This window comes from Micromonospora sp. L32, assembly GCF_052068055.1.
In the GTDB taxonomy this organism is placed as follows: Bacteria; Actinomycetota; Actinomycetes; order Mycobacteriales; family Micromonosporaceae; genus Micromonospora; species Micromonospora purpureochromogenes.
Window position 1 is genome coordinate 50,973 of record NZ_JBQHDD010000010.1, and the last position, 19,867, is coordinate 70,839.

General features: G+C 74.3%; 19 protein-coding genes and 1 riboswitch. Of the genes, 13 read left to right on the plus strand and 6 right to left on the minus strand.

What is annotated here, in order from left to right:
- The first annotated feature begins 2 nt into the window (after window positions 1-2).
- From modA to ACTMTB_RS24695, 3 genes are read left to right on the plus strand one after another with little or no spacing between them, the layout of a single operon-like run.
- A complete protein-coding gene (gene modA, locus ACTMTB_RS24685; RefSeq protein ID WP_441148764.1) occupies window positions 3-779 on the plus strand; it encodes a molybdate ABC transporter substrate-binding protein in 777 nt (258 codons plus the stop codon).
- The gene (locus tag ACTMTB_RS24690) at window positions 776-1,603 is read left to right on the plus strand and encodes an ABC transporter permease (RefSeq protein ID WP_441148609.1); all 828 of its coding nucleotides are present in this window, start codon (window positions 776-778) and stop codon (window positions 1,601-1,603) included. The genes modA and ACTMTB_RS24690 overlap by 4 nt, the downstream gene beginning before the upstream one ends.
- Window positions 1,600-2,670: an ABC transporter ATP-binding protein gene (locus tag ACTMTB_RS24695; RefSeq protein WP_441148610.1), complete on the plus strand. Its 1,071-nt coding sequence runs from the start codon at window positions 1,600-1,602 to the stop codon at window positions 2,668-2,670. Before ACTMTB_RS24690 ends, ACTMTB_RS24695 begins: the two co-directional genes overlap by 4 nt.
- Here ACTMTB_RS24695 and nhaA read toward each other — a convergent pair whose 3' ends face one another.
- Both nhaA and ACTMTB_RS24705 read right to left on the minus strand, forming a co-directional pair.
- Window positions 2,671-3,978, minus strand: coding sequence for a Na+/H+ antiporter NhaA (gene nhaA / locus ACTMTB_RS24700; RefSeq protein WP_441148611.1), 1,308 nt, complete (start codon window positions 3,976-3,978; stop codon window positions 2,671-2,673).
- A 247-nt stretch (window positions 3,979-4,225) separates the two neighbouring features.
- Window positions 4,226-4,900: a transglycosylase family protein gene (locus ACTMTB_RS24705; RefSeq protein WP_441148612.1), complete on the minus strand. Its 675-nt coding sequence runs from the start codon at window positions 4,898-4,900 to the stop codon at window positions 4,226-4,228.
- Window positions 4,899-5,074, minus strand: a riboswitch (cyclic di-AMP (ydaO/yuaA leader). Its footprint overlaps the gene before it by 2 nt.
- Before the next feature lie 441 nt (window positions 5,075-5,515).
- Between ACTMTB_RS24705 and ACTMTB_RS24710 the strand changes: the two genes are divergently transcribed.
- Complete coding sequence (locus ACTMTB_RS24710) at window positions 5,516-5,641, plus strand: hypothetical protein (RefSeq protein WP_255540690.1); 126 nt, start codon at window positions 5,516-5,518, stop codon at window positions 5,639-5,641.
- Window position 5,642: 1 nt separating this feature from the next.
- Complete coding sequence (locus tag ACTMTB_RS24715; protein WP_441148613.1) at window positions 5,643-6,527, plus strand: peptidoglycan-binding domain-containing protein; 885 nt, start codon at window positions 5,643-5,645, stop codon at window positions 6,525-6,527.
- A 48-nt stretch (window positions 6,528-6,575) separates the two neighbouring features.
- Here ACTMTB_RS24715 and htpG read toward each other — a convergent pair whose 3' ends face one another.
- Together htpG and ACTMTB_RS24725 are read right to left on the minus strand one after the other, a co-directional pair.
- Window positions 6,576-8,462: a molecular chaperone HtpG gene (htpG, locus tag ACTMTB_RS24720; protein ID WP_441148614.1), complete on the minus strand. Its 1,887-nt coding sequence runs from the start codon at window positions 8,460-8,462 to the stop codon at window positions 6,576-6,578.
- A 79-nt stretch (window positions 8,463-8,541) separates the two neighbouring features.
- Window positions 8,542-9,213: a class I SAM-dependent methyltransferase gene (locus ACTMTB_RS24725; RefSeq protein ID WP_441148615.1), complete on the minus strand. Its 672-nt coding sequence runs from the start codon at window positions 9,211-9,213 to the stop codon at window positions 8,542-8,544.
- 139 nt (window positions 9,214-9,352) lie between these two features.
- Between ACTMTB_RS24725 and smpB the strand changes: the two genes are divergently transcribed.
- The 5 genes from smpB (at window position 9,353) to ACTMTB_RS24750 (ending at window position 13,713) form a co-directional block, all read left to right on the plus strand.
- Window positions 9,353-9,835: an SsrA-binding protein SmpB gene (gene smpB, locus ACTMTB_RS24730; RefSeq protein ID WP_441148616.1), complete on the plus strand. Its 483-nt coding sequence runs from the start codon at window positions 9,353-9,355 to the stop codon at window positions 9,833-9,835.
- Window positions 9,836-9,912: 77 nt separating this feature from the next.
- Window positions 9,913-10,488 carry an ArsR/SmtB family transcription factor gene (locus tag ACTMTB_RS24735; RefSeq protein WP_441148617.1) on the plus strand — a complete coding sequence of 192 codons (576 nt, stop codon included), beginning with the start codon at window positions 9,913-9,915 and terminating at the stop codon, window positions 10,486-10,488.
- Window positions 10,485-11,756, plus strand: a complete 1,272-nt coding sequence (locus ACTMTB_RS24740) for an MFS transporter (RefSeq protein ID WP_441148618.1) — start codon at window positions 10,485-10,487, stop codon at window positions 11,754-11,756. Before ACTMTB_RS24735 ends, ACTMTB_RS24740 begins: the two co-directional genes overlap by 4 nt.
- Before the next feature lie 200 nt (window positions 11,757-11,956).
- Window positions 11,957-12,760 carry an MEDS domain-containing protein gene (locus ACTMTB_RS24745; RefSeq protein WP_441148619.1) on the plus strand — a complete coding sequence of 268 codons (804 nt, stop codon included), beginning with the start codon at window positions 11,957-11,959 and terminating at the stop codon, window positions 12,758-12,760.
- Entirely contained in the window at window positions 12,757-13,713 is a 957-nt protein-coding gene (locus ACTMTB_RS24750; protein ID WP_441148620.1) for an anti-sigma factor RsbA family regulatory protein, read from the plus strand. Before ACTMTB_RS24745 ends, ACTMTB_RS24750 begins: the two co-directional genes overlap by 4 nt.
- A gap of 48 nt (window positions 13,714-13,761) precedes the next feature.
- Here the strand turns inward: ACTMTB_RS24750 and ACTMTB_RS24755 are convergent, their stop codons facing one another.
- Both ACTMTB_RS24755 and ACTMTB_RS24760 read right to left on the minus strand, forming a co-directional pair.
- Window positions 13,762-14,178 carry a type II toxin-antitoxin system Phd/YefM family antitoxin gene (locus tag ACTMTB_RS24755; protein ID WP_441148621.1) on the minus strand — a complete coding sequence of 139 codons (417 nt, stop codon included), beginning with the start codon at window positions 14,176-14,178 and terminating at the stop codon, window positions 13,762-13,764.
- 113 nt (window positions 14,179-14,291) lie between these two features.
- A complete protein-coding gene (locus tag ACTMTB_RS24760) occupies window positions 14,292-16,037 on the minus strand; it encodes a M28 family peptidase (protein WP_441148622.1) in 1,746 nt (581 codons plus the stop codon).
- Window positions 16,038-16,334: 297 nt separating this feature from the next.
- Here ACTMTB_RS24760 and ACTMTB_RS24765 point away from each other — a divergent pair, with 297 nt between their 5' ends.
- From ACTMTB_RS24765 to ACTMTB_RS24775, 3 genes are read left to right on the plus strand one after another with little or no spacing between them, the layout of a single operon-like run.
- Window positions 16,335-16,859, plus strand: a complete 525-nt coding sequence (locus tag ACTMTB_RS24765; protein WP_441148623.1) for a PadR family transcriptional regulator — start codon at window positions 16,335-16,337, stop codon at window positions 16,857-16,859.
- Window positions 16,856-17,539, plus strand: coding sequence for an ABC transporter ATP-binding protein (locus ACTMTB_RS24770; protein WP_441148624.1), 684 nt, complete (start codon window positions 16,856-16,858; stop codon window positions 17,537-17,539). Before ACTMTB_RS24765 ends, ACTMTB_RS24770 begins: the two co-directional genes overlap by 4 nt.
- Complete coding sequence (locus tag ACTMTB_RS24775; protein ID WP_441148625.1) at window positions 17,536-19,815, plus strand: FtsX-like permease family protein; 2,280 nt, start codon at window positions 17,536-17,538, stop codon at window positions 19,813-19,815. The genes ACTMTB_RS24770 and ACTMTB_RS24775 overlap by 4 nt, the downstream gene beginning before the upstream one ends.
- Window positions 19,816-19,867: the final 52 nt, after the last annotated feature.

Below are 19,867 nucleotides of genomic sequence, written 5' to 3' on the forward strand. Positions count from 1 at the left end.
GGATCCGCGCCGCGCTGGCCGTCCTGCCGATGGTGGCCGCGCTCGGCCTCGCCGGCTGCGGCGACGACGCCGACGACGGCGGCACGAGCGGGGTCGCCGGCACGGTGACCGTCTTCGCCGCCGCGTCGCTGACCGGGTCCTTCACCACGCTGGGCCGCCAGTTCGAGGCCGCGCACCCGGGCGTGCGGGTCACCTTCAACTTCGCCGGCAGCTCGGCCCTGGCCACCCAGATCACCCAGGGCGCCCCGGCGGACGTGTTCGCCTCGGCCGCCCTGAGGAACATGGCCACCGTCACCGACGCCGGGGCCGCCGCCGGCTCCCCCACCGTCTTCGCCCGCAACCAGCTGGTCATCGCCGTGCCGAAAGGCAACCCCGGCGGGGTCACCGGGCTGGCCGACCTGACCCGGCCCGGCGTCAAGGTGGCGCTCTGCGCCGAGCAGGTGCCGTGCGGAGCGGCCGCCGCCCAGGCGCTCGCCGCCGCGCGCGTGCCGCTGACCCCGGTCACCCTGGAGCAGGACGTCAAGGGCGCGCTGTCCAAGGTGACCCTCGGCGAGGTCGACGCCGCGCTGGTCTACCGCACCGACGTCAGATCCGCCGCCGCGAAGGTGGACGGCGTCGAGTTCCCCGAGTCCGCCCGCGCGGTCAACGACTACCCCATGGTGGTGCTGAAGGACGCGCCGAACCCGACCGCCGCCCGCGCCTTCGTCGAGCACGTCCGCTCCGACCAGGGCCGGGCTGTGCTCACCGCCGCCGGCTTCCAGCCGCCCACCGGGTCGTGACCGCCGCACCGGACGCCCCGGCGCCGCGTACCCGGCGGCGGCCCGGCCGGCGGGTGCCGGTCGCGCTGCTCGTACCGGCCGGGCTGGGGCTGCTCTTCCTGGTACTGCCGCTGGCCGGGCTGCTGGCGCGTACCCCGTGGGCGACGCTGCCGCAGCGGCTCACCGCGCCGGGCGTGCTCACCGCGCTGCGGCTGTCGGTGCAGTGCGCCACCCTGGCCACCCTGCTCTGCCTGGCCTGCGGCGTACCCCTGGCCTGGCTGCTGGCGCGGGTGGAGTTCCCCGGCCGCCGGGTGGTGCGGGCCCTGGTCACCGTGCCGCTGGTGCTGCCTCCGGTGGTCGGCGGCGTGGCGTTGCTGCTGGTGTTCGGCCGCAACGGGCTGCTCGGGCGGTGGCTGGACGGCGCCTTCGGCCTCACCCTGCCGTTCACCACCACCGGCGTGGTGCTCGCCGAGGCGTTCGTGGCGATGCCGTTCCTGATCATCGCCGTCGAGGGCGCGCTGCGCGGCGCGGACAGCCGCTACGAGGAGGCGGCGGCCACCCTGGGCGCGGGCCGGTGGACCACCTTCACCCACGTCACCCTGCCGCTGATCGCTCCCGGCGTGGCCGCCGGCGCGGTGCTCTGCTGGGCCCGGGCGCTGGGCGAGTTCGGGGCGACCATCACCTTCGCCGGCAACTATCCCGGCCGGACCCAGACCATGCCGCTCGCCGTCTACCTGGCCCTGGAGACCGACCTGGACGCGGCGATCGTGCTCAGTCTGATCCTGCTCACCGTCTCGGTGGCGATCCTCGCCGGCCTGCGTGACCGCTGGATCACCAGCCCGTGAGCGCCCCGCTGCTGGACGGCCACCTGGTCGTCGACCGAGGCGCCTTCCGACTCGACGTCCGGCTGACCGTCGGCGCCGGCGAGGTGGTCGCGCTGCTCGGCCCGAACGGCGCCGGCAAGACCACCGCCCTGCGCGCCCTCGCCGGGCTCCAGCCGCTCACCGCCGGCCACGTCCTGCTCGACGGCGTCGACCTGGACCGGCCCGACCGGGCCCGCTGGATCCCGCCGGAGCGGCGCCGGGTCGGCGTGGTGTTCCAGGACTACCTGCTCTTCCCGCACCTGAGCGCGCTGGACAACGTCGCGTTCGGCCCCCGCCGGCAGGGCCTCGACCGGCGGGCCGCCCGCGAGCAGGCGGCCGGCTGGCTGGACCGGGTCGGGCTGTCCGGGCACGCCCGGAGCCGGCCGCGCCAGCTCTCCGGTGGGCAGGCCCAGCGGGTCGCCCTGGCCCGCGCGCTCGCCGTACGCCCGCGGTTGCTCCTGCTCGACGAGCCGCTGGCGGCGCTGGACGCCCGGACCCGCCTGGACACCCGGGCCCACCTGCACCGGCACCTGGTCGACCACGACGGCGCGACGCTGCTGGTCACCCACGACCCGCTGGACGCACTCGCCCTGGCCGACCGGCTGGTCATCGTCGAGGACGGCCGGGTGGTGCAGGAGGGGGACGCCGCCACCGTCACCGCCCGGCCGCGCACCGACTACGTCGCCCGCCTCGTCGGGCTGAACCTCTACCGGGGCCACGCCGACGGACACCAGGTACGCCTCGACGACGGCTTCGCCCTGGCCACCGCCGACCGGCTGGACGGCGACGCCTTCGTGGTCTTCCGGCCCGCCGCCGTGGCCCTGCACCCGCGCCAGCCCGACGGCAGCCCCCGCAACACCTGGCCGGCCACCGTCGCCGGAGTGCAGCGGCACGGGGACAACCTGCGCGTGCAGCTCGCCGGCCCGGTCCCGGCCGCCGCCGACGTCACCCCGGCCGCCGCCGCCCAGCTTCGCTTGGAGCCCGGGCAGCGGGTGTGGGCGGCGGTCAAGGCCAGCGAGACCCGGGCGTACCCGGCCGGACCGGCGTAGCTAGCGGTCCGGATCCGGCTCGAAGACGTCCGGGACGCCGTCGTGGTCCTCGTCGACGGTCTCGATCTCGTGTACCCGCCGGTAGGCCCGGGTGCGCGCGCGCAGGATCACCGTCGCCAGCAGCGCGGAGAGCAGCGAGCCGGTGAGCACGGCGACCTTGACGTGGCCGTCACGCACGCTGCCCAGGCCGAAGGCCAGCTCGCCGATCAGCAGCGACACGGTGAACCCGATCCCGCCGAGCAGCGCCAGGCCGAGCACGTCAAACCAGTTCAGCCCCTCGTCCAGGTTGGCCCGGGTGGACCGGGACACCAGCCAGGTGGCGGCCAGGATGCCCACCGGCTTGCCGACCACCAGGCCGACCACGATGCCGGCCGCGACCCGGTCGGTCAGCGCGGTGGCCAGCCCCGCCAGGCCGCCGACCGTGACGCCGGCGGAGAGGAACGCGAAGATCGGCACCGCCACCCCGGCGGAGATCGGCCGGAACCGGTGCTCGAAGTGCTCGGCCAGGCCCGGCCCGGCGTCCGGCCCACCGGCGGCCTCGCTGCGCAGCACCGGGACGGTGAAGGCGAGCAGCACCCCCGCCACCGTGGCGTGCACCCCGGAGGCGTGCACCAGCGTCCAGGTCACGGCGGCCAGCGGCAGCAGCAGCCACCAGGACCGGACCCGGCGCTGCACCAGCACGGCGAAGAGCGCGAGCGGCACCAGGGCGGCCAGCAGCGGCGGCACGGCGAGGCTGGAGGTGTAGAAGACGGCGATGATGACGATGGCGAGCAGGTCGTCGACGACCGCCAGGGTGAGCAGGAAGGTACGCAGCGCCGACGGCAGCAGCCGTCCCACCACCGCGAGCACAGCCAGGGCGAACGCGATGTCGGTGGCCGTGGGGATCGCCCACCCCCGGGCGCCGTCGACCCCGGCGACGAGGACGAACAGCACCGCGGGTACGACCACCCCGCCGACCGCCGCCGCCACCGGCACCGCGGCCCGGCGCGGGTCGCGCAGGTCGCCGGCGACGAACTCGCGCTTGAGTTCCAGCCCGGCGACGAAGAAGAAGATCGCCAGCAGCCCGTCGGCGGCCCAGGTGCCGAGGGTGAGATCGAGGTGCAGCGACGCCGGGCCGACGGTGAGGTCACGCAGCGCCCGGTAGCCGTCCGCCCAGGGCGAGTTCGACCAGAGCAGCGCGAGCAGCGCCCCGACGAGCAGCAGCGCCCCGCCCACGGTCTCCTTGCGCAGGATGGCGGAGATGCGCCTGGTCTCGCCCCAGGAGCGGCGGGCGAACAGGCTGGTACGGCGCCGGGGGGCGTCGGTCACGGGGTCTCCTCGTCGGCAGGGGTCGCGTCATCCATCGCCGACCAGACTTCCCGGCACACCAGGGCCAACCCTATCCCCGCCCCCCGGCCGACGGCCCGACGACCCGGCGACGCGGACGCGCCGGCGGGCCGGTCCACGCGCGCCGGGTACCCCGCCGGCAGCGGCCCGAACCACGACGGCGCTGTGGACGCGGCGACGCCCGGCCGGTCGTCCGGCCGGGCGTCGCCACGGTGCCCAGGTGCTGAGGTCAGAGGCTGAGCTTCTGACCGGGGAAGATCAGCCCCGGGTCGGCGCCGACCACGCGCTTGTTGCGCTCGTACAACGCCTGCCAGCCACCGGCCAGGTCCCGGGCGTCGGCGATCTGCGACAGGGTGTCACCCGGCCGCACCACGTACACGTCGCCGGTCGCGGCCGGCGCGCTGCGCCGCTGGCTGCGGGTGCTGTGCTGCTCCCGCGAGGACCGCTCGGTGGCGGTGGCCTTCGACGAGCCGGAGCGCCGCTGCGACTTCTGCGACTTCTCCGACTTCTCTGAGGTGCTGGAGTAGCTCTTGGTGGAGCCGCCCTTCCTGCCGCAGGTCGGCCAGGCCCCGATGCCCTGACCGTCGAGCACCTTCTCGGCGATGGCGATCTGCTCGCCGCGGCTGGCCAGGTCGGCGCGGGAGGCGTACTTCTTGCCGCCGTAGCCGGACCAGGTGCTCTGCGAGAACTGCAGGCCGCCGTAGTAGCCGTTGCCGGTGTTGATGTGCCAGTTGCCGCCGGACTCGCACTGGGCGATCGCGTCCCAGTTGACGCTGGCGGCGCTCGCCGGCGACGCCGGCGCCAGGACGGCGGCGACCCCGGTGACCGCACCGACGGCGAGCGTGCCGACGGCGATGCGGCGCGAGCTGACCCGTCGGTGACGGGCGGTGTATTCAGTTGCCATGTGGATTCCTCCACGCCGACGAGGTGAGCTGTCGGGTTCGGGCCGAGGAGCCCGGCCGCCCGTGGGCGGCTTCACCCCGAGGTGACGTGCACCGAGGAACGTGTGGGTCCCCCGCTCCATGCCCGCTGACAAAGGTCCCACCGGCCGGCGGCATGGATTAGGCGTTACCGGCCGTGGTGTCCGCGATCGCGAACACGAACGACGTTAGGAATTGTTTCGGGCGATTGCCCACCTCTTGTGAAGTTCTTCACCCGGCTGAGCGACGGCTTCGTGCTTCGAGTTGCGGGTTGGTCGGCGGTGCTCTACAAGGGCCGGTCGGGAACCTGTCACCACTGGGCCGAAAGCCTCGCTCCGAGCGGCGGATCAGCTGCCGTGCCTCGCCGTCTTCGCTGGTCAGGCGGCCTCGATCGGCGGCCCGCGCCGCCGGACGGTCAGCGTTGCCGCTGATTGGCGACTCATGTCTGGGCAGCCCGGCCGCCGACTCGGACGGTAGGGAGCAGAGCGCGGCCACGGCGCCGACGCGTCGGACCCGCCGGATGCCGGGCGCCGGCGCCCTGGCCGGCACGGTCCGCCCCGGTTCGCGGCGGCCGACCATCCGCGAGAGGAAGGACCTCCATGGACACCGTCAGCATCGACACCGACTACCTCGTTGCCACCTTGGACGAGGACGACGACCCGGAGAGCCTGGCCGGCGACGAGGTCGACTTCGACCTGGCCGCCGCGCTGGAAGAGGAGGAGTGAGATGGGCGTGCACCTGGCGCCCGCGCTGCGGGTGCTGCGCGAGGAGATAGACACCCGGTGGCCGCAGCGGGACCGCAAGTCCGACGGCTGGTTGGGCGACGCCAGTCACCAGGCGCGCCGCTCGGACCATAATCCGGACAGTGACGACCAGTCGGTCAACGCGGTGGACGTGGACGTCGACGGGATCGACCCGCTGCTGGTCGTCCGGCAGGCCGTCAGCCATCCGTCCACCCAGTACGTCATCTACGACCGAAAGATCTGGAGCCGTACCCGCAGCTTCCGGCCGGCCCGGTACACCGGGCCGAACCCGCACGACAAGCACCTGCACGTCAGCGTCAGCCACCAGCGGAGCTTGGAGGACAGCCGCCAGGCGTGGGGCATCGCCACCGCCACGACGGCGCGGCTCGGCGACCGGGTGCTGCGCGCCGGCTGCCGGGGCGGCGACGTCCGGGAGTTGCAGGCCGTCGCCAACCGCCTCGGGGCCCGGCTGACGGCCGACGGGGTGTTCGGGCCGGCCGTGGCCGCCTGGGTACGGTCGTTCCAGACCGCCCGGAAGCTCGACGCCGACGGGGTGGTCGGCCCGCGTACCGTGGCGGCCCTGCGCGCGGCCGTCAAGCCGGCCCCGTCGGTGCCCAGCGGGCGACCGGCGACGCCGGTGTCCGGGGGCAGACCGGGCTCGCGGACGCTGCGGCGCGGCAGCAAGGGCGGGGACGTGGCCTTCGTCCAGCGGTTCGTCGGCACGAAGCGGTGCGGCCCCGCGAGCGGCGCCTTCGACGCGAGGACCGAGGCCGGGGTGCGCTGGTACCAGGGCATGCGGGGGCTGACCGTGGACGGGGTGGTCGGCCCGGCCACCTGGGCGGCGATGGGCGTGCGGGTCGGTTCGTGACCAGGCGGCCCCGGCCCGGCGCTGCACCGGGCCGGGGCCGTCGTCGCGTCAGAGGCTGCGGGCCAGCCGGTCGGCGAGGACCCGGGCGAACCGGGCCGGGTCGGCCAGGTCGCCGCCCTCGGCGAGCAGCGCCATGCCGTACAGCAGCTCGGCGGTCTCGGTGAGGGCGGCGGAGTCGCCGCCGCGCTCGTGCGCCGCGCGCAGGCCGGTGACCAGCGGGTGGGTCGGGTTGAGTTCGAGGATGCGCTTCACCTTCGGCACCTCCTGCCCCATCGCGCGGTACATCTTCTCCAACGTGGGCGTGATGTCGTGGGCGTCGCCGACGATGCAGGCCGGCGAGGTGGTCAGGCGGGAGGAGAGCCGCACCTCCTTGACGCTGTCGGCCAGCGCGCCGCCGAGGAAGGCGAGCAGGGCGGCGTACTCCTTGGCCTGCCGCTCCCGTTCCGTTTCGGCCTCCTCGCGCTCCTGCGCGGTGTCCAGGTCCACCTCGCCCTTGGCGATCGAGCGCAGCGGCCGGCCGTCGAACTGCGCGACCCGCTCCACCCACACCTCGTCGACCGGGTCGGTGAGCAGCAGCACCTCGTAGCCCTTGGCGCGGAAGGCCTCCATGTGCGGCGAGTTCTCCAGCATGGCCCGGGTGTCGCCGGTGGCGTAGTAGATCTCCTCCTGGCCGTCCTTCATCCGCTCGACGTACTCGCGCAGCGTGGTGTGCTCGGTGGCGTCGTGGGTGGAGGCGACCGAGACGATGTCGAGGATCGCCTGCTGGTTGTCCGGGTCCTCCAGCAGCCCCTCCTTGACCACCCGGCCGAACTCCGACCAGAAGGTCCGGTACCGGTCGGCGTGCTCGGTGCGCATCTCCTTGACGGTGGCGAGCACCTTGCGGACCAGCCGGCGGCGCACGATCTGGATCTGCCGGTCCTGCTGGAGGATCTCCCGGGAGATGTTCAGCGACAGGTCGTGCGCGTCCACCACGCCCTTGACGAAGCGCAGGTAGTTGGGCATGAGCGCGGCGCAGTCGTCCATCACGAACACCCGCTTGACGTACAGCTGCACCCCGCGCCGGCCGTCGGCCATGAACAGGTCGAACGGGGCGTGCGTGGGGATGAAGAGCAGCGCCTCGTACTCGAAGACGCCCTCGCCCCGCATGTGGATGGTCTCCAGCGGGTCGGCCCAGTCGTGGCTGACGTGCCGGTAGAAGTCGCGGTACTCCTCCTCGGCGACCTCGTCGCGCGGCCGCGCCCAGAGCGCCTTCATCGAGTTGAGGGTGACCGGCTCTGCGTCCGGCGTGACGAGCCGGATCGGCCAGGCGATGAAGTCGGAGTACCGCTTGACGATCTCGCGGATCTTGCCGTGGTCGGTGTAGTCGGCGAGGTTGTCCTCGCTGTCGGCCGGCTTCAGGTGCACGGTGACCGAGGTGCCCTGCGGAGCGTCGTCGACCGTCTCCACGACATAGGTGCCCTCGCCGGTGGACTCCCAGCGGGTGCCCTCGGTCTGGCCGGCCCGACGGGTCAGCAGGGTCACGGTGTCGGCCACCATGAACGTCGAGTAGAAGCCGACGCCGAACTGGCCGATCAGGTCCTGAGCGGCCGCCTCCCGGGACTCCTTCAGCTTTCGCAGCAGCTCGGCCGTCCCGGAGCGGGCGATGGTGCCGATCAGCGAGACGACGTCCTCGCGGGACATGCCGATGCCGTTGTCGCGCACGGTGAGGGTACGGGCCGCCCGGTCGGTCTCGATCTCGATGTGCAGGTCGGCGGTGTCGGCCGCCAGGTCCTTGTCGACCAGGGACTCCAGCCGCAGCTTGTCCAGCGCGTCGGAGGCGTTGGAGACCAACTCCCGCAGGAAGACGTCCTTGTGCGAGTAGATCGAGTGCACCATCAACTGCAGCAGTTGACGCGTCTCGGCCTGGAACTCCAACGTCTCGGTCCGGCTGCTCACACCAACCTCCTCATCGGCTCGTTTCGGTCCACGGGACAGGATCCGCGGGAGAAGGATACGAGCCGTCGTGGTCGCCCGGTCACCGCCGGTCGTCATCCCGACGGCGGGCCAGCAGGTAGGCCTGTGGAGTAGGTTCCCGCCACCCGCCCAGCTCCTGCGGCTCCCGTCGCATGCGGGCGTGCACGATCAGCCCGGCGGCCTCCAGCAGGGCCGCCACCCGCTCGGGCCGACGCCGGTGGAAGGTGAGCGAGACCGGTCGCCCCCACGCGTCCGTGCGGTGCACCGGCTCGTCACCGACCTGGAAGGCCAGCAGCAGGTGGCCGCCGGGGGCGAGGACCCGGTGGAACTCGGCGAAGGCGGCCGGCAGCCGGTCGTCGGGCAGGTGGATGACCGAGTACCAGGCGACCAGGCCGGCGAGCGCGCCGTCGGCCAGGTCGAGTTCCAGCATGGACCCCTCGGTGAAGCGCAGGTCGGGGTACGCCCGACGGGCGTGCGCGATCATGCCCGGCGACAGGTCGAGGCCGGCGGCGTCGAGCCCGAGGTCGTGCAGGTGCCGGGTGATCCGCCCCGGGCCGCAGCCGACCTCCAGCACCGGCCCGCCCCCGTCGGCGAGCACCAGCTCGGCGAAGGCCGCGAGCATGGCCCGGTCGAGCGGCCGGGCGGCCAGCTCGTCGCGGACGAACTCGATGTAGTCGGCGACCATGGTGTCGTACGAGGTGCGGGTGGCGGTGAGGAAGTCCGGTTCGGTCACGACCGCCGACCCTACCGCCGGGCGGCCGGCGACAGGGTCCGGCCGGACCTGCCGCCCGTACGCGTCGCGCCCCGCCGTTCCGGGCGGCGCCGGCGGGTATCCTGCATCCGGTCCGCAGCCCCACCCACAGGAGGTCGTCGTGTCCAGGGACACGGAGCGCAAGCTCATCGCCTCCAACAAGAAGGCCCGGCACGACTACACCGTCCTGAAGACGTACGAGGCGGGGATCGTGCTGGCCGGCACCGAGGTGAAGTCGCTGCGGGAGGGGCGGGTGTCGCTGGTCGACGCCTTCGCCCAGGAACGCGACGGCGAGCTCATGCTCTACGGCCTGCACATCGCCGAGTACGGCTACGGCACCTGGACCAACCACCAGCCCCGCCGGACCCGCAAGCTGCTGCTGCACCGGGTGGAGATCGCCCGGATCCTGGAGAAGCTGCGCGACGGGGGCGTGACGCTGGTGCCGCTGTCGATGTACTTCAGCAACGGCTGGGCCAAGGTCGAGCTGGGCCTGGCCCGCGGCCGCAGGTCGTACGACAAGCGGCAGGCGCTCGCCGAACGCGACGCCAACCGGGAGATCGCCCGCGAGCTGGGCCGCCGTCTCAAGGGCCGCCGCCCCGCCTGAGCCACTCGCAGGATTTGCCCCGGCGACATTTGACAAGACTTCTTGTACATCACATCTTGTACGTCTAGCCTGTCCCCATGTCCGAGGACGAGTCGACCCTGCACCTGACCGATCCGCGCGCCATGCGCGCGCTGGCCCACCCCACCCGCCTGCGGCTCCTCGGCGAGCTGCGGGTACGCGGCCCGCAGAGCGTCGGCATGCTCAGCGACCTCGTCGACGAGGCCGTCGGGTCGGTCAGCTACCACCTCGGCAAGCTCGCCGAGCACGGCTTCATCCGGGAGGCACCCGAGCACGCCCGCAACCGCCGGGAACGGTGGTGGCGGGCGGCGCACAGCCGCACCAGCTGGGAATTGGTCGAGGTGCTGCACGACCCGGAGCGCAAGCTCGCCTCGGACCTGCTGCGCCGGGCCGTCTTCCAGCGCTACGTGGAGCGGTTCCAGGCCTACCTCGACAGCGAGGCCACCCTCGACCCGGAGTGGGTCCGGGGCACCACCAGCAGCGACCAGACCATGCACCTGACCCCCGACGAGCTGCTCGAGTTGCACGGCGAGCTGGCGGAGCTGGGTGCCCGCTGGCAGGCCCGCAGCGACCCCGACCGGCCCGCCGCCCGCACCGTCACGCTGATCTGGCAGGCCTACCGGGGGCCGCAGTGACCGCCGCGCCCCGCCGCTGGGGCCCGCTGATCGGCCTGCTGATCGGCCACACGGTCTCGCTCACCGGCAACATGCTCACCTACATCGCCCTGCCGCTGTACGTGCTGGCCGAGACCGGCTCACCGGCGGCGACCGGCCTGACCGGGGCGTTCGCCGCCGCGCCCGTGGTGCTCGGCGGCGCCCTCGGCGGCGTGGTGGTCGACCGGATCGGCTACCGCCGGGCCAGCGTCGTGGCCGACCTGGTGTCCTGCGCGACGGTCGCCGCCGTCCCGCTGCTCGACGCGACCGTCGGCCTGCCGTTCTGGGCGCTGCTCGCGCTGGTCTTCGCCAGCGGCCTGCTCGACACGCCCGGGCAGACCGCCCGGACCGCGCTGCTGCCCGAGGCGGCGACCGCCGCCCGGGTGCCGATCGAACGGGCGATCGGCTGGTTCGAGGCCACCGAACGCGGCTCGCGACTGCTCGGCGCGCCCGTGGCCGGGCTGCTGGTCGCGGCCATCGGCGCGCTGCCGGTGCTGGCCGTGGACGCCGCCACCTTCGCCGTCTCCGCGCTGGTGGTGACGCTGCTGGTGCCCCGCGGCATGCGCCCGGCCGAGCCGGCGTCGGAGGAGTCCGGCGGGTACTGGCGGAACTTCGCCGCCGGGGTACGGTTCCTGGTCCGGGAGCCGCTGCTGCGCGCAATGGTGCTGCTGGTGCTGATCACCAACTGCTTCGACGCGACGAAGAGCAGCGTCCTGCTGCCGGTGGTCGCGGACCGCGAGCTCGGCGGGGCCACCGCGTTCGGCCTGCTGGTCGGCGCGATGGGCGGCGGCGCGCTGGTCGGCTCGCTGCTGTTCAGCGCCGTCGGCCACCGGCTGCCCCGCCGCGCCACCCTCGTCACCACCTTCGCGGTCGCCGGCGGGCCACCCTTCTGGGCGCTGGCCGCCGCGCCGCCGCTGCCGGTGGTGGTCGCGATCTTCGCAGTCTCCGGTCTCGCCGCGGGTGCGATCAACCCGCTGATCGGCGCGGTCGAGCTGGAGCGGGTGCCCGCGCACATGCGGGCCCGGGTCTACGGGGTGGTGGGGGCCGGCTGCTGGGCCGCCATGCCGCTCGGCGCTCTCGGCGCCGGACTGGCCACCGACCGGTTCGGCCCCACCGCCATCCTGGTTACGATCGGCACCGCCTACGTCCTGGTCGTGCTCACCCCGCTGCTTGGCGGCCCGTGGCGCCGGATGGGCCGGCCGGCGACGGTGGACGAGCGACCGGCCGACCTGGCCAGCACACCCGGCTGAGCCCTGGTCTGCCACTGGTGGCCGGGGCGGCGCCGGCCCGGACCGCCCCGGCGATGAACTCGGGACAGTCGCCGTTGCGCACGGCAGCCGCGGCGTCGCTGGCGTATCCGAGCGCGGCGGCCGCGCTGCGCGCACCCCGCCGCTGCGGCTTAGACTCCGGACATGAGGCGTGGAGCTTGACCAGCGAATCAGTGCGTTCCGTGCCGCCTGGACACGTCTGCTGGACCTTCGACGACACCGCGGTCTTCGACGCCCGGGCACAGCGGTTCCTCCTCGCCGGCCTCGACGCCGGCGAACGGGTCCGCTACGTGACCGCGGAGCCGGGGGACGTCGCCGTGGCCCGGTGGCAGGGCGTCCCGCGCCTGCGCGAGGCGCTGCGCGGTGGGGCGGCGGAGGTGGTGTCGGTGCGCGACACCTACGGCGAGCGGCACGTCGTCGACCCGGCCGCCCAGGTCGCCGCCTACGCCGCGTTGACCGACGCGGCCGTGGCCGACGGTCACGCCGGCCTGCGGGTGGCCGCCGACGCGACGACGCTCGTGGTCACCGCGGAGCAGCGCGCCGCCTTCGCCCGCTACGAACACCTGGTCGACCGCTTCATGCGGGTCCGGCCGATGTCGGCCGCCTGCGGCTACGACCGGCGGGTGCTGGACGGCCGGGCGATCGAGGAGCTGGCCTGCCTGCACCCGGCGGCCGACCCGGGGGCCACCCTGTTCCACCTGTACGCCGGGCGCGACGAGCTGGTCCTCGCCGGTGAGCTGGACCCCTCCAACCACGACCTCTTCGACACCGCGCTCGCCCGGGCGCACGTCGACGACCCCACCGGCGAGCTGGTGGTCCGCGCCGACGAGCTGCGCTTCATCGACCACCGGAACCTGATCCACCTGCACCGGCACGCCGCCCGTCGCGGCGGCACGGTGGTCCTGCACACCCCGCTGACCTCCGCCGCCCGGCTGGTCGAGCTGCTGGGGCTGTCCCGCGTCCGGGTCGCGGTGGTGGCGCGATGAGGACCGGTGCGGCCGCCGGGCACCGCGGCTACTTCCACGAGGCGGTCTGCTACGGCTCCGACGACGATCTGCTCGCCGTCGTGGTGCCCTTCCTCACCGGCGGGGTCGCCGCCGGGGAGCCGACGCTGGTCGCCCTCGGCGAGCGCACCACCGCGCTGGTGCGCGCGGCGCTCGGCCCGGACTCCGGGGTGTCGTACCTCGATGGCGGCGACGTGTACGGGCGACCGACCGCGGCGATCAGGTCGTACCGCCAACTGCTGGCCGACCACGTCGCGGCAGGAGCGGGGCAGATCCGCATCATCGGCGAGCTGCCCGCGTTCGGCCCGACCTGGGACTGGTGGGCCCGCTACGAGTCGGCAATCAACCACGCGTACGACGACTTCCCGCTGTGGGGGATGTGCGTGTACGACACCCGCACCACCCCGAGCGCGATGCTGGCGGACGTGGTCCGCACCCACCCGCGCACGGCGATGCCGGACGGGCGGCACGTGCCGAACGAGGGCTACACCCCGCCGGAGGTGTACCTGCGGGAGAACCGGCCGATCGTGCCCGACCCGTTGCAGGCGGACGCTCCGGCCGTCGAGCTGCACGACCCGACACCGGCGCGGGCCCGCGAGGCGGTGCACGAGGCAGGTCGCGGCCGGCTGAAGGTCGACGACGTCGACGACCTGGCCGTGGCGGTGAGCGAGGTGGTGACCAACGCGCTGCGACACGGGCGGCCACCGGTGCGGTTCCGGCTCTGGGTCGGCGAGGACCGGATCGTGGTGAGCGTCGACGACCGCGGTGCCGGGCCGAGCGACCCGTACGCCGGTCTGCTGCCCGCGGGGGGCGCGGCGCCGGGCGGGCTCGGGCTCTGGATCACCCATCAGTCGTGCAACCACGTCGTGATGCACCGCGGCGCGGACGCCTTCACGCTGCGCCTGACCGCCGGCAACCCGCACGTCACGCCCTGACGGCGGCGGCCGGCCCGGCGGGGCCGGTCAGTCGCGGAGCAGGGCCGGTCAGTCGCCGCGGAGCAGGTCGGCGTGGACGGCGCGCAGCCGGTCCAGGGCGCGGTCGGTGCCCGGTGGGACGCGCTGGTCCAGCTCGGCCCAGACCTCGGCGAGGGCGGCGGTGACCGCGCGCAGCTCGGCGGCGTGCCGGCGGGCGCCCTGCCGGTGCGCCTCCTCCAGGCGGCGGGCCCAGCCGGCGGTGACGGCGGCGAGGCGCTCACCGTCGGCGCGGGCCTGGGCGGCGGTGCGGGCCGCGACGGCGGGCACGATCGCGGCGACCGGGCGGGAATCGCCGTCCCGGGTGACCAGGGTGACGGTGTCGGTCAGCTCGGCCATGGCGATCAGCTGGGTCAGCCGGGTGCGCAGCTCGCGCAGCGGCAGGGAACGGGGTCGACCACTGTGGTCGGTCAGCGCGGGGGCAGCCATGCCGTCATGCTCAGCCGGGGGTACGACATTTATCGTCGTGACGCTCCGGCGGGTCGTTCGGGCGCGTGCCGTGGGGGGCGGGGCGAGCGGCGGCCCGCCCCGCCCCCGGCCGGTCAGCTGGCCTGCAGGGTCACGTCGTCGATGACGAAACTGGTCTGCAGCGACGAGTCCTCGGTCCCGGTGAACTTGAGGGTGACGGTCTGGCCGGCGTACGCGCCCACGTTGAACGAGCGCAGCGCGTAGCCGCTGGCGGCGTTGAGGTTGGAGTACGTCGCCAGGGTGGCGGTGCCCACCTGCACGGTCAGCCTGTCGTACGCGGTGCCGGTGGTGGTCTCGGCGGTGTCGATGTGCAGGTGGAAGGCGAGGGTGTACGTCGAGCACCCGGCCGGCACGGTCACCGACTGCGACAGCGTGTCGGTGTGGGTGCTGCCGTAGCCGTCGAGCCACGCCTTGTACGACCCGGTGCGGGCGGGCTGGCTGGCCGAGTTGGTGATCACGCCCGAGGTGGCGGTCCACGGGGTGGTGCCGGACTCGAAGCCGCCGTTGCCGATCACCTGGCCGCCGGCGCACCCGCCGGTGCCGGTCACGGTGAGGCTGTAGGTGGCGGTGCGGGTGACCGATCCGGTGCCGGTGACCGTGATGGTGAAGGTGCCGGTGGTGGCGGTCGACGAGGCGCTGACGGTCATCGTGGCGGAGCCGCCGGAGGTGACCGACGAGGGGCTGAACGACACGGTCACGCCGCTGGGCGCGCCGGTGGCGGACAGCGCCACCGGCTGCGCGCTGCCGCTGGTGGTGGCGGTGCTGACGGTGGCGGTGGTGGACGCGCCCCGGGCCACGCTGCCGGAGGTCGGGCTCACCGACACCGAGAAGTTGTTGGTCGGGGTGCCGGTGCCGACCGCGAGCTGCCAGATGGCGTACGCGACGCCGTCGGCGTTGCGGTTGAGCACGGTCGCGCTGATGTTGCTGGTGGTGTCGCAGGAGCGGTGGTAGCAGGGGTCGTACGCGGCGTTGGCGGTGCCGCCCCACTTGGTCGCCTGGGCGCTGGTCTTGCGGGCGCTGGCGCCGGCGGCGTACCCGGAGGTGGGGATGCCGCCCTGCTGGAACGAGTAGTCGTCGGAGCGGCCCTGCCCCTCGACGTTCTCCTCCGGCTGCAGGCCCAGCGAGTCCCAGTACGCCTTGAGCGGCGCGGCGGTGGTGGAGGTGATCCGGTTGATGAAGTAGCCGCCGTTGGTCGAGCCGACCATGTCGAAGTTGTAGTAGCCCTTGATGTAGCCGCGCTGGGTGGCGTTGAGCGAGTTGACGTAGAACTCCGAGCCGTTGAGGCCCTGCTCCTCGTCGGTCCACCAGGCGAAGCGGACCCGCTTGGTCATCGACGGGTTCTGACTCGCCAGCACCAGCGCGTTCTCCAGCAGGGCGGCCGAGCCGGAGGCGTTGTCGTTGATGCCCGGGCCGGCGGAGACGCTGTCCAGGTGCGCGCCGAACATGACGACCTGGTCGGCGGGGCCCTGCGGCCACTCGGCGATCAGGTTGTTCGACGGGTACGTGCAGGAGGAGCAGTACTGTTCGCTGACCGTGTAGCCGGCGGCCTGGAGTCTGGTCTTGAGGTAGTTGACCGACGCGGTGTAGCCGGCCGACCCGGCCCGCCGGGTGCCGCCGTTGCTGGTGGCGATGGTCTGGAACTGGGTCAGGTGGGCCTGGACGTTGGTGATCGAGATGTCCGGCGCCGCGAGGGCGGCGAGCGGGGCGGCGGCCGGTGCGGCGGCCGGCGGGGTCGCCGTGGCCGGCGGGGCGGCAAGCGTCATCGTCACGGCGGCGAACACGGCGAGGGCGAGGCCCTTCGTCGGCGTGCTACGTCTCATGCGAACTCCTCGTGGGGGTCGGCGGGCGTGGCCGGATCCCTGGCGGGGGTCAGGTCGGGGTGGACGGGATCTCGCGGCCCGGGGGTGAGGTCGCGGCGGTCACGCCGGGGATTGAAACACTGACATGTATCAATCTCCCGGTCAACCGGCCGAACGGTGTCACAATCCCGGCCCGTCGACGGGCACCCTCACTCGCCGCGTCAGGAAAGACCCGGCGACCTGCGGTGACGCCACCGTCGGCGGAGTAGCCACCCCGCGTACACACCACGCGTATACTCGGTGTGTATAGTCACCGGCATGTCCATCGGTCAGACCTTCCTCGGCCTGCTGGAGGAGACTCCCCGGCACGGCTACGACATCAAACGCCTCTACGACGAGCGCTTCGGCCACGCCCGCCAGCTGGCCTACGGCCAGGTCTACGCGACCCTCTCCCGGCTGCTGCGCAGCGGCCTGGTCCAGGTGGAGGCGGTCGAGCCCGGCGAGGGTCCCGATCGCAAGCGGTACGCGATCACCGAGGCGGGCGTGACCGACGTCCAGCGTTGGCTGGCCACGCCGGAGAAGCCCGAGCCCTACCTGCAGAGCACCCTCTACACCAAGGTGGTGCTGGCGCTGCTGACCGACCGCGGCGCGGCCGACCTGCTCGACGTGCAGCGCGCCGAGCACCTGCGGCTGATGCGGGAGCTCACCCGCCGCAAGCGCGACGGCGACCTCGCCGAGCAGCTGATCTGTGACCACGCCCTGTTCCACCTGGAGGCGGACCTGCGCTGGCTGGAGCTGACCGCCGCCCGCCTCGACGAGCTGGCCGCGGAGGTGCGCCGGTGAACCCCACCCCGCTGCTGGCCGCCGAGGACCTGCACCGTCGCTTCGGCGCCACCGTCGCGCTGGCCGGCGCGTCGCTGCGCGTCGACCCCGGCGAGGTGGTGGCCGTGATGGGCTCCTCCGGTTCCGGCAAGTCGACCCTGCTGCACTGCCTCGCCGGCATCGTCCGCCCGGACGGCGGTCGGGTCCGCTACGAGGGGCGGGACCTGGCCGAGCTGTCCGACGCCGATCGCAGCGCCCTGCGCCGGGAGAGCTTCGGGTTCGTGTTCCAGTTCGGCCAGCTGGTGCCCGAGCTGACCTGCCTGGAGAACGTGGCGCTGCCGCTGCGGCTGGCCCGGGTCGGTCGCCGGGAGGCCGAGCGCCGGGCGCTGGACTGGCTCACCCGGGTCGAGGTGGCCGAGGTGGCGGGCAAGCGGCCCGCCGAGGTCTCCGGCGGCCAGGGGCAGCGGGTCGCGGTGGCCCGGGCGCTGGTCGGCCGGCCCCGGGTGGTCTTCGCCGACGAGCCGACCGGCGCGCTGGACTCGCTCAACGGCGAACGGGTGATGCGGCTGCTCACCGGGGCCGCCCGGGAGACCGGCGCGGCCGTGGTGCTGGTGACCCACGAGGCGCGGGTGGCCGCGTACTCCGATCGGGAGGTCGTGGTGCGCGACGGCCGCACCCGCGACCTCGAGGCGGTCGCGTGAGCGCCGGCGGACGCTTCCGGGGCGCGGCGGCCGACCTGGCGATGGGCGCCCGGATGGCGGTCGGCGGTGGCCGCGACGGGTGGACCCGGGCGGTGCTCACCGCGCTCGGCGTCGGCATCGGCGTGGCGCTGCTGCTGCTCGCCGCGTCGGTGCCCGGCGCGCTCGACGCCCGCCAGGCGCGCGGCGACGCCCGTGATGACCTGCGGATGGGCCAGGAGCTGGCGCCGGCGGCGAACACCCTGCTGGTGTCCATGGTGGAGACCGAGTTCCGGGGCCGTCCGGTGCGCGGCCGGCTGGTGCGTCCGGAGGGACCGGACGCGCCCGTGCCGCCGGGGTTGACCCGGCTGCCCGCGCCCGGCGAGGCGGTGGTCTCCCCCGCCCTGCGGGACCTGCTCGACTCCCCCGACGGCGCGCTCTTCGCGCCCCGCCTGGGCGGGGCCCGGGTCACCGGCACCATCGCCGACGACGGTCTGGCCGGCCCCGGCGAGTTCGCCTTCTTCGCCGGCGACGACCGGCTGAGCACCGAGCGGGGCGCGACCCGGCTGGACCGCTTCGGCGGCGGGCTGCCCGGGGAGGGCTTCGGGCCGGTGCTGTTGCTGCTCGTCGCGGTCATCTTCGTGGTGCTCCTGCTGCCCATCGCGGTCTTCCTCGGCGCCGCGGTGCGCTTCGGCGACGAACGCCGGGACCGTCGCCTGGCCGCGCTGCGCCTGGTCGGCGCCGACGCGGTGATGATCCGGCGGATCGCCGCCGGCGAGGCCGCCACCGGCGCGCTGCTCGGGGTCGCCGTCGGAGGCGCGCTGTTCGCCCTCGGCCGCCAGCTCGTGCCGCTGGTCACCCTCTTCGACCTCAGCGTGTACGCCTCGGACGTCCGCCCGCCCCTGCCGCTGGTGGCGATCGTCGCCGTCGCCGTGCCGGCGCTGGCCGTGCTGGTGTCCATGGTGGCGCTGCGCGCGGTCGTGGTGGAGCCGCTCGGGGTGACCCGGCGCGGCGTGCCGGCACGCCGTCGGCTGTGGTGGCGGCTGCTGCTGCCCGTCGTCGGGCTCGCCCTGCTGTACCCGCTCACCGGCATCCGGGACGACGGCTCCGCCGCCACCCGCTACCAGGTGGCGGCCGGCGCCGTGCTGCTGCTCGTCGGCACGGTCACCCTGCTGCCCTGGGCGACGGAGCTGCTGGTCCGCCGGCTGCGGGGCGGGCCGGTCGGCTGGCAGCTAGCGGTGCGACGGATGCAGCTGGACAGCGCCACCTCCGCCCGGCTGGTCAACGGCATCGCCGTGGCGGTGGCCGGCACCATCGGACTGCAGATGCTCTTCGCCGGGGTGGCCCGGGAGTTCACCACCGCGACCGGGCAGGACACCTCCCGGGCGCAGGTCCAGGTGCAGCTGCCGGCCGGCCCGGACACCGCCGGGGCGGTCCAGCGGCTCGTCACCGCCGCCGGGGTCACCGGCGCCAACAGCACCCTCACCACGGTGGCCAACGCCGGCGACCTGGTGCAGTTGCGGGTCGGCGACTGCACCGCGCTGGCCGAGTTCGCCCGCCTCGACCGCTGCGCCGACGGCGACGTGTTCCTGGTCGAGACGCCGGGTACGGCGGCCGCCGTCGCGCCCCGCGCGACGCTGACCGTCGACGGGACGGCGCGGTGGCGGGTGCCGGCCGACGCCCGCCGCGTCCCGTCCCGGCCCACCCCGGCCGGATGGGAGCAGCGGGAGGTGCTGATCACCCCGGCCGCGCTGGGCGGGGCGACGCTGGGCGAGCTGCGCGGCGAGGTGTTCCTGCGGCTCGACCCGGACGCGCCGGACGCGGTAGAGCACGTCCGCAACGCCGCCGCGACCATCGACCCCACCCTCGCGGTGACCACGCTGACCGAGGTCCGGGAGAGCGACCGGTTCGCCGACGTCCGGCGCGGCCTCTACATCGGCGTGGTGGTGACCCTGCTGCTGATCGCCGCGAGCATGCTCGTCGGCACCCTGGAACAGCTGCGGGAACGCCGCCGGCTGCTGGCCATGCTGGTCGCCGTCGGCACCCGCCGCGGCACCCTCGCCTGGTCGGTGCTCTGGCAGACCGCCGTGCCCGTGCTGGTCGGCCTGACCCTCGCGGTGGCCTTCGGGCTCGGCCTGGGCGCCGTGCTGCTGCGCCTGGTGCAGGCCCCGGTGACCGTGGCGTGGCCCGTCGTCGGGCTCTCCGTCGGCTTCGGCGCCCTGACCGTGCTGGTGGTCACCGGGCTGAGCCTGCCGCTGCTGATGCGGCTGACCCGGCCGGACGGGCTGCGCACCGAGTGACCGCCGGCCCGGGGCCGCATCGCGCCACGCGGGGCGGCCCCGGGCAGGATGG

What these genes read in the sequence shown, in the direction of transcription:
- ACTMTB_RS24705 (WP_441148612.1), bottom strand. Translation starts at nt 4,900, where the DNA reads ATGGCAACTGAATACACCGCCCGTCACCGACGGGTCAGCTCGCGCCGC.
- ACTMTB_RS24710 (WP_255540690.1), top strand. Translation starts at nt 5,516, where the DNA reads ATGGACACCGTCAGCATCGACACCGACTACCTCGTTGCCACCTTGGAC.
- ACTMTB_RS24715 (WP_441148613.1), top strand. Translation starts at nt 5,643, where the DNA reads ATGGGCGTGCACCTGGCGCCCGCGCTGCGGGTGCTGCGCGAGGAGATA.
- ACTMTB_RS24735 (WP_441148617.1), top strand. Translation starts at nt 9,913, where the DNA reads ATGTCCGAGGACGAGTCGACCCTGCACCTGACCGATCCGCGCGCCATG.
- ACTMTB_RS24750 (WP_441148620.1), top strand. Translation starts at nt 12,757, where the DNA reads ATGAGGACCGGTGCGGCCGCCGGGCACCGCGGCTACTTCCACGAGGCG.
- ACTMTB_RS24755 (WP_441148621.1), bottom strand. Translation starts at nt 14,178, where the DNA reads ATGGCTGCCCCCGCGCTGACCGACCACAGTGGTCGACCCCGTTCCCTG.
- ACTMTB_RS24760 (WP_441148622.1), bottom strand. Translation starts at nt 16,037, where the DNA reads ATGAGACGTAGCACGCCGACGAAGGGCCTCGCCCTCGCCGTGTTCGCC.
- ACTMTB_RS24765 (WP_441148623.1), top strand. Translation starts at nt 16,335, where the DNA reads ATGTCCATCGGTCAGACCTTCCTCGGCCTGCTGGAGGAGACTCCCCGG.